Annotated in this window: 1 protein-coding gene; it reads right to left on the reverse strand. The window is 73.4% G+C overall.

All coding sequences use genetic code 11. The features are described 5' to 3' along the window. Nucleotides 1-111: 111 nt before the first annotated feature. Nucleotides 112-903: an ABC transporter ATP-binding protein gene (locus FOE67_RS26755; RefSeq protein WP_182667398.1), complete on the reverse strand. Its 792-nt coding sequence runs from the start codon at nt 901-903 to the stop codon at nt 112-114. Nucleotides 904-1031 lie beyond the last annotated feature (128 nt).

Below are 1031 nucleotides of genomic sequence, written 5' to 3' on the forward strand. Positions count from 1 at the left end.
CGGCGGGCCGGTCGGCCCTCGGTGACCGACCGGCCCGCCGTGTCCGGTTCCGTGCCCCGGCGGAAGGGTGTCCGTCGGGCGGGCGCGGGTGGGAGCGCCGGCGGACGGGCGTCAGGTGAGGGGAAGCCCCTGGGCGGTCCAGCGGTCGCCCCGGTTCTCCACGACCAGGGGGAGGCCGAAGCAGCGGGAGAGGTTGGCGGAGGTGAGCACCTCGGGGATGGGGCCCGCCTCGAGCACCTTGCCCCGGCGGATGAGCAGGACGTGGGTGAAGCCCGGCGCGATCTCCTCGACGTGGTGGGTGACCATGATCATCGAGGGGGCGTAGGGGTCGCGGGCCAGGCGGCCGAGGCGGCGCACCAGGTCCTCCCGGCCGCCGAGGTCGAGTCCGGCGGCCGGCTCGTCGAGGAGGAGGAGTTCGGGGTCGGTCATCAGGGCGCGGGCGATCTGGGTGCGCTTGCGCTCGCCCTCGGAGAGGGTGCCGAACCGGCGGTCGAGGTGGTCGCTCATGCCGAGTCGGTCCAGGAAGGCGCGGGCGCGGGCCTCGTCCACCTCCTCGTAGTCCTCCTGCCAGCCGGCGGTCATGCCGTAGGCGGCGGTCAGGACCGTCTGCAAGACGGTCTGGGAACGGGGGAGGCGCTCGGCGAGGGCGCTGCCGGCCATGCCGATGCGCGGGCGCAGTTCGAAGACGTCCACGCCCCCGAGCTTCTCGCCCAGGATCTGGGCGGTACCCGTGGTGGGGAAGAGGTAGCTGGAGGCGATGTTCAGCAGGGTTGTCTTGCCGGCGCCGTTGGGTCCGAGGATGACCCAGCGCTCGCCCTCGGCGACCGACCAGGAGACCCGGTCCACCAGAGCGCGTCCGTCGCGGACCACGGATACGTCCACCAGCTCCAGTACATCGCTCATGCGCGCGGTTTCTCCCCTTGCCTTGCCGTTGCGTGTGGTGGTGCACCAGCCCCGGGACAACGCTACGCCACCCCGGGCGGGGGCGGGCCAGCAGGATCCCGATCGGCGGGGCGGACCGGCCGTGGTGG

The organism is Streptomyces calidiresistens (assembly GCF_014141525.1).
GTDB classification, from domain to species: domain Bacteria; phylum Actinomycetota; class Actinomycetes; order Streptomycetales; family Streptomycetaceae; genus Streptomyces; species Streptomyces calidiresistens.